This is a genomic window from Streptomyces sp. NPDC058459, assembly GCF_042721685.1.
Lineage (GTDB): Bacteria > Actinomycetota > Actinomycetes > Streptomycetales > Streptomycetaceae > Streptomyces.
Genome location: NZ_JBHXLV010000322.1, coordinates 1 through 4586, shown reverse-complemented (window position 1 = coordinate 4586; position 4586 = coordinate 1). Strand labels below are relative to the sequence as shown.

Below are 4586 nucleotides of genomic sequence, written 5' to 3'. Positions count from 1 at the left end.
GCGCGTACCAGCGCGCTCCGGGCCCTTTCGCTGACAGAGCTGACCCCAAACCGTGCGAGGCCCCGCAGGGACTCGCCTAGACGGTCTGGTGCGCCAGCAGCGCCATCGCCGCGATCAGCACCACCAGCAGCATGACCAGCGCCGCCGGACTCGCCCCGCCGAGAAAACCCGCCTGCTGCTGGAGCCGCTCACGGCTCGCTCGGCACACCGCGCACCGGCCCTCACTCACGGGGGCCGCGCAGTTCGCGCACACCAACCGGTCGTACGTCATGCGCTCGCCCTCCTCGTGCCAGGCCCTCAACGCCGTACAACGCCGACGGGAACGAGAACGTTCCCCCTCCACTCTGCCAGGTTCCCCCCGAAAGAGCGCGGGCGCCCGGGAAAGCCGGAAGAGCCGCCCGTACAAAAACGCACAACTCTCTCCCAACGGCGACCGGGCCCAGCGGGGGCGCTCCCGGTTCGCGTATGGTCACGCTCATCATCCCCCGGCGACCCGTGGTGCATCCGTGATCCGATTCGACAGTGTCTCCAAGGTCTACCCCAAGCAGACCCGGCCCGCCCTCAGGGAGGTGTCCCTGGAAGTGGAGAAGGGCGAGTTCGTCTTCCTCGTGGGGTCGTCCGGCTCCGGCAAGTCGACCTTCCTGAGGCTCGTGCTCCGCGAGGAGCGGTGCAGCCACGGCCAGGTCCACGTCCTGGGCAAGGACCTCGCCCGGCTGTCCAACTGGAAGGTGCCGCAGATGCGCCGCCAGCTCGGGACGGTCTTCCAGGACTTCCGCCTGCTGCCCAACAAGACGGTCGCGGAGAACGTGGCCTTCGCGCAGGAGGTCATCGGCAAGTCCCGCGGCGAGATCCGCAAGTCCGTGCCCCAGGTGCTCGACCTCGTGGGGCTCGGCGGCAAGGAGGACCGTATGCCGGGCGAGCTGTCCGGTGGTGAGCAGCAGCGCGTCGCCATCGCGCGGGCGTTCGTCAACCGGCCCAAGCTGCTGATCGCCGACGAGCCCACCGGCAACCTCGACCCGCAGACCTCCGTCGGCATCATGAAGCTGCTCGACCGCATCAACCGGACGGGCACCACCGTCATCATGGCGACGCACGACCAGAACATCGTGGACCAGATGCGCAAGCGCGTCATCGAGCTGGAGAAGGGCCGCCTCGTGCGCGACCAGGCCCGCGGCGTCTACGGCTACCAGCACTGACAGCAGCCAAGTTCACGACGGAAAGGCTTGACCAGACGCCATGCGCGCCCAGTTCGTCATGTCGGAGATCGGTGTCGGTCTCCGCCGCAACCTGACGATGACCTTCGCCGTCATCGTCTCCGTCGCCCTGTCCCTGGCCCTCTTCGGCGGCTCCCTGATGATGAGCGACCAGGTGAGCACCATGAAGGGCTACTGGTACGACAAGGTCAACGTCTCGATCTTCCTCTGCAACAAGAGCGACGCCCAGTCGGACGTCAACTGCGCCAAGGGCGCGGCCACCGAGGACCAGAAGAAGCAGATCCAGGCCGACCTCGGCAAGATGTCCGCCATCGTGGAGAAGGTCACCTACGAGTCGCAGGACACCGCGTACAAGCACTACAAGGAGCAGTTCGGCAACTCCCCGCTGGCCACGTCGCTGACGCCGGACCAGATGCAGGAGTCGTACCGGATCAAGCTCAAGGACCCGCAGAAGTACCAGGTGATCGCCACCGCGTTCAACGGGCGTGCCGGTGTGCAGTCGGTGCAGGACCAGCGGAGCATCCTCGACAACCTCTTCCAGCTGCTCAACCTGATGAACACCGCCGCGCTGTTCCTGATGGCGCTGATGCTGTTCGTCGCGCTGCTGCTGATCATCAACACCGTGCGGGTGTCGGCGTTCAGCCGCCGGCGGGAGACCGGGATCATGCGGCTGGTCGGCGCCTCCGGGTTCTACATCCAGGCGCCGTTCATCATGGAGGCCGCGGTCGCCGGACTCATCGGCGGCGGCCTCGCGTGCGTCTTCCTGGTGCTGGGCCGGTACTTCACCATCGACCACGGCATGGCCCTCTCCAGCAAGCTGACGCTCATCAACTTCATCGGCTGGGACTCGGTGTTGACCAAGCTGCCGCTGATCCTCGCGACCAGTGTGCTGATGCCCTCCCTGGCGGCGTTCTTCGCGTTGCGCAAGTACCTGAAGGTGTGAGACATGCCAACAGGGCCGTACAGGCATCCGTCTGTACGGCCCTTCGCGTTGTCCTAGACTCACCGCCATGTCAGGCAGCGCCCTGTTCCGTCAGCCCCGCCGCAAACGCCGCGGGGCCGCCCTGACCTTGGTGTTCGCCGGAGCGCTGACCGCGGGGGCCGTCACGGGCTCCCTGCCGGACGCCGCCCAGGCCCGCCGTCTCGACACCAACGCACAGTCCGCGCACGGCAGTCGGGACACCGGCGAGCCCCGTCCCGGGGATGTGCGCCGGGCCGCCGCCGAGGCCATGGCGAAGGGCGAGTCACCCACCGAGGCCGCCGAACAGGCGGTCAGCCGCAGCGGGGACCGCTGGGCGGCCGTCTACTCCGAGGACGAGTACGCGGAGTTCCGTGACGCGCTCGACGGCGAGTACACCGGCGTCGGACTGTGGGCGAAGCGCAAGCGCGACGGTCATGTCACGGTGAGCCGGGTGCGGTCCGGCTCGCCCGCCGCCGACGCGGGCATCCGCGAGGGCGACCGGCTGCGCAGCGTCGACGGCCGCGCGGTCGACGGCCGTCCGGTCACCGATGTGGTCTCCCAGCTCCGAGGCGACGCCGAGGACGCGTCCGCCGGCACCCCGGTCACCGTCGGCATCCAGCGCGGCGCCGACTCCTGGTCCCGGACCCTGCGCCGGGCCCGGCTCTCCACCGACCCGGTGACCGTGACCACGCCGGTCGCCGGGGTCAGCGTGGTCCGGGTGTCCGCCTTCACCAAGGGTTCCGCCAAGGCCGTACGGACCGCCGTCCGACGCGCACCGGCGGGCAGCGGGGTCGTGCTCGACCTGCGCGGCAACTCCGGCGGCCTGGTCACCGAGGCGGTCGCCACCGCCTCCTGCTTCCTGGACGGCGGCCTGGTCGCCACCTACGACGTGGACGGCGCCCAGCGCGCCCTGCACGCGGCCTCGGGCGGTGACACCGCCCGCCCGCTGGTCACCCTGGTCGACGGCGGCACCATGAGCGCGGCCGAGCTGCTCACCGGCGCCCTCCAGGACCGGGGCCGGGCCGTGGTGATCGGCTCGCGCACCTTCGGCAAGGGCTCGGTGCAGATGCCGACCCCGCTGCCGGACGGCTCCGTGGCGGAGCTGACCGTCGGCCACTACCGCACCCCCTCCGGCCACGCCGTAGACGGCCGGGGCATCACCCCGGACCTGGACCCGGGCCCGAGCGCCCTGAAGCGCGCGGAAACGGTCCTCACCGGCCTGGGCGACCCCCGATAGCCCCCTGGGAAGCCCCAGGCCTCACCCTTAATGCGCTTCCCTTCGGCCCCCTGCATGGTGCGAAAATGGCCACACTATGAGCAAGGGAATGTACGTACCGAAGGAGTCCCAGCCCAAGCAGGGCGGGGCCCTGGCCAAGGGCAGGGTCAAGGACGGCAAGCGCAAGCTCGTCGCCCAGAACAAGAAGGCCCGCCACGACTACGCGATCATCGACACCTTCGAGGCCGGCATGGTGCTGTCCGGCACCGAGGTGAAGTCGCTGCGCCAGGGCCGGGCCTCGCTGGCGGACGGCTTCGTCCAGATCGACGGGAAGGAGGCGTGGCTGCACAACGCCCACATCCCCGAGTACAGCCAGGGCACCTGGACCAACCACTCCGTGCGCCGCAAGCGCAAGCTGCTCCTGCACCGTGAGGAGATCGACAAGCTGGAGGCGAAGTCCCAGGAGACGGGCCACACCATCGTGCCGCTCGCCCTGTACTTCAAGGACGGCCGGGCGAAGGCGGAGATCGCGCTCGCCCGGGGCAAGAAGGAGTACGACAAGCGGCAGACCTTGCGCGAGAAGCAGGACCGGCGCGAGTCGGACCGGGCGATAGCGTCCGCCAAGCGCAAGCAGCGCGACGCCTGACCGGGCGCGCGGGAATAGGCTGGCACTCTCCCGCGTTGGTCACGTACGATGGCACAGCACTCCAGCGAGGGTGCGCCGCCTCCTGCGGGGGGCATTGAAAAAACAACATGGGGATGATCGGTTTCGACAGCGGATGTCGAAGCAGGGGAAGCGTGTCGAGGAAGCGGCAATGATCTCGTAAACCATATGTCGCAACCAATAATCGCCAACACCAAGCGCGATTCCTTCGCCCTCGCTGCCTAAGTAGCGACTTGCGAAGTGTCAGCCCGGGGCTGTTCCCGACCCGGATCCTGGCATCAGCTAGGGAACTAAACCTTGATCCCGGTCACGGGGTGAAGAGGGAAATCCAACAGTGACTGAGCCCGTCGGAGACTTGTCCGCGTGATCTCCGGGGCCGAGAAAATCGAAGCGGACTGCACACGGAGAAGCCCTGTTTCCGCTCCGGTGGACGCGGGTTCGATTCCCGCCATCTCCACGATCGGAAGGCCCTCGGGCCTTCGGAACCCATGTGGGCGAAGGCCCCGTCGCATCAGCGGCGGGGCCTTCGTC

5 protein-coding genes and 1 other RNA gene are annotated in these 4586 nt (G+C 68.5%); 5 read left to right on the top strand and 1 reads right to left on the bottom strand.

Features of this window, described 5'->3' with window-relative positions; translation table 11 throughout:
- Positions 1 to 76: 76 nt before the first annotated feature.
- The gene (locus tag ACFWN1_RS31785) at positions 77 to 271 is read right to left on the bottom strand and encodes a hypothetical protein (RefSeq protein ID WP_384369739.1); all 195 of its coding nucleotides are present in this window, start codon (positions 269 to 271) and stop codon (positions 77 to 79) included.
- 235 nt (positions 272 to 506) lie between these two features.
- Between ACFWN1_RS31785 and ftsE the strand changes: the two genes are divergently transcribed.
- The 5 genes from ftsE to ssrA all read left to right on the top strand — a co-directional run bounded on the left by ftsE (position 507) and on the right by ssrA (position 4515).
- Positions 507 to 1196 (top strand): cell division ATP-binding protein FtsE, encoded by a 690-nt coding sequence (gene ftsE, locus ACFWN1_RS31780; protein WP_030810993.1) that lies wholly within the window; start codon positions 507 to 509, stop codon positions 1194 to 1196.
- A gap of 40 nt (positions 1197 to 1236) precedes the next feature.
- Complete coding sequence (ftsX, locus tag ACFWN1_RS31775) at positions 1237 to 2157, top strand: permease-like cell division protein FtsX (protein ID WP_384369735.1); 921 nt, start codon at positions 1237 to 1239, stop codon at positions 2155 to 2157.
- A gap of 67 nt (positions 2158 to 2224) precedes the next feature.
- Positions 2225 to 3412, top strand: a complete 1188-nt coding sequence (locus tag ACFWN1_RS31770) for a S41 family peptidase (RefSeq protein ID WP_384369732.1) — start codon at positions 2225 to 2227, stop codon at positions 3410 to 3412.
- A 76-nt stretch (positions 3413 to 3488) separates the two neighbouring features.
- The gene (gene smpB, locus ACFWN1_RS31765; RefSeq protein ID WP_384369729.1) at positions 3489 to 4037 is read left to right on the top strand and encodes an SsrA-binding protein SmpB; all 549 of its coding nucleotides are present in this window, start codon (positions 3489 to 3491) and stop codon (positions 4035 to 4037) included.
- 109 nt (positions 4038 to 4146) lie between these two features.
- Positions 4147 to 4515: a transfer-messenger RNA gene (gene ssrA, locus ACFWN1_RS31760) on the top strand.
- Positions 4516 to 4586: the final 71 nt, after the last annotated feature.

Bases quoted from the DNA above. Each gene is read 5' to 3' on its own strand.
- ftsX (WP_384369735.1), top strand. From the start codon at position 1,237: ATGCGCGCCCAGTTCGTCATGTCGGAGATCGGTGTCGGTCTCCGCCGC.
- ACFWN1_RS31785 (WP_384369739.1), bottom strand. From the start codon at position 271: ATGACGTACGACCGGTTGGTGTGCGCGAACTGCGCGGCCCCCGTGAGT.
- smpB (WP_384369729.1), top strand. From the start codon at position 3,489: ATGAGCAAGGGAATGTACGTACCGAAGGAGTCCCAGCCCAAGCAGGGC.
- ACFWN1_RS31770 (WP_384369732.1), top strand. From the start codon at position 2,225: ATGTCAGGCAGCGCCCTGTTCCGTCAGCCCCGCCGCAAACGCCGCGGG.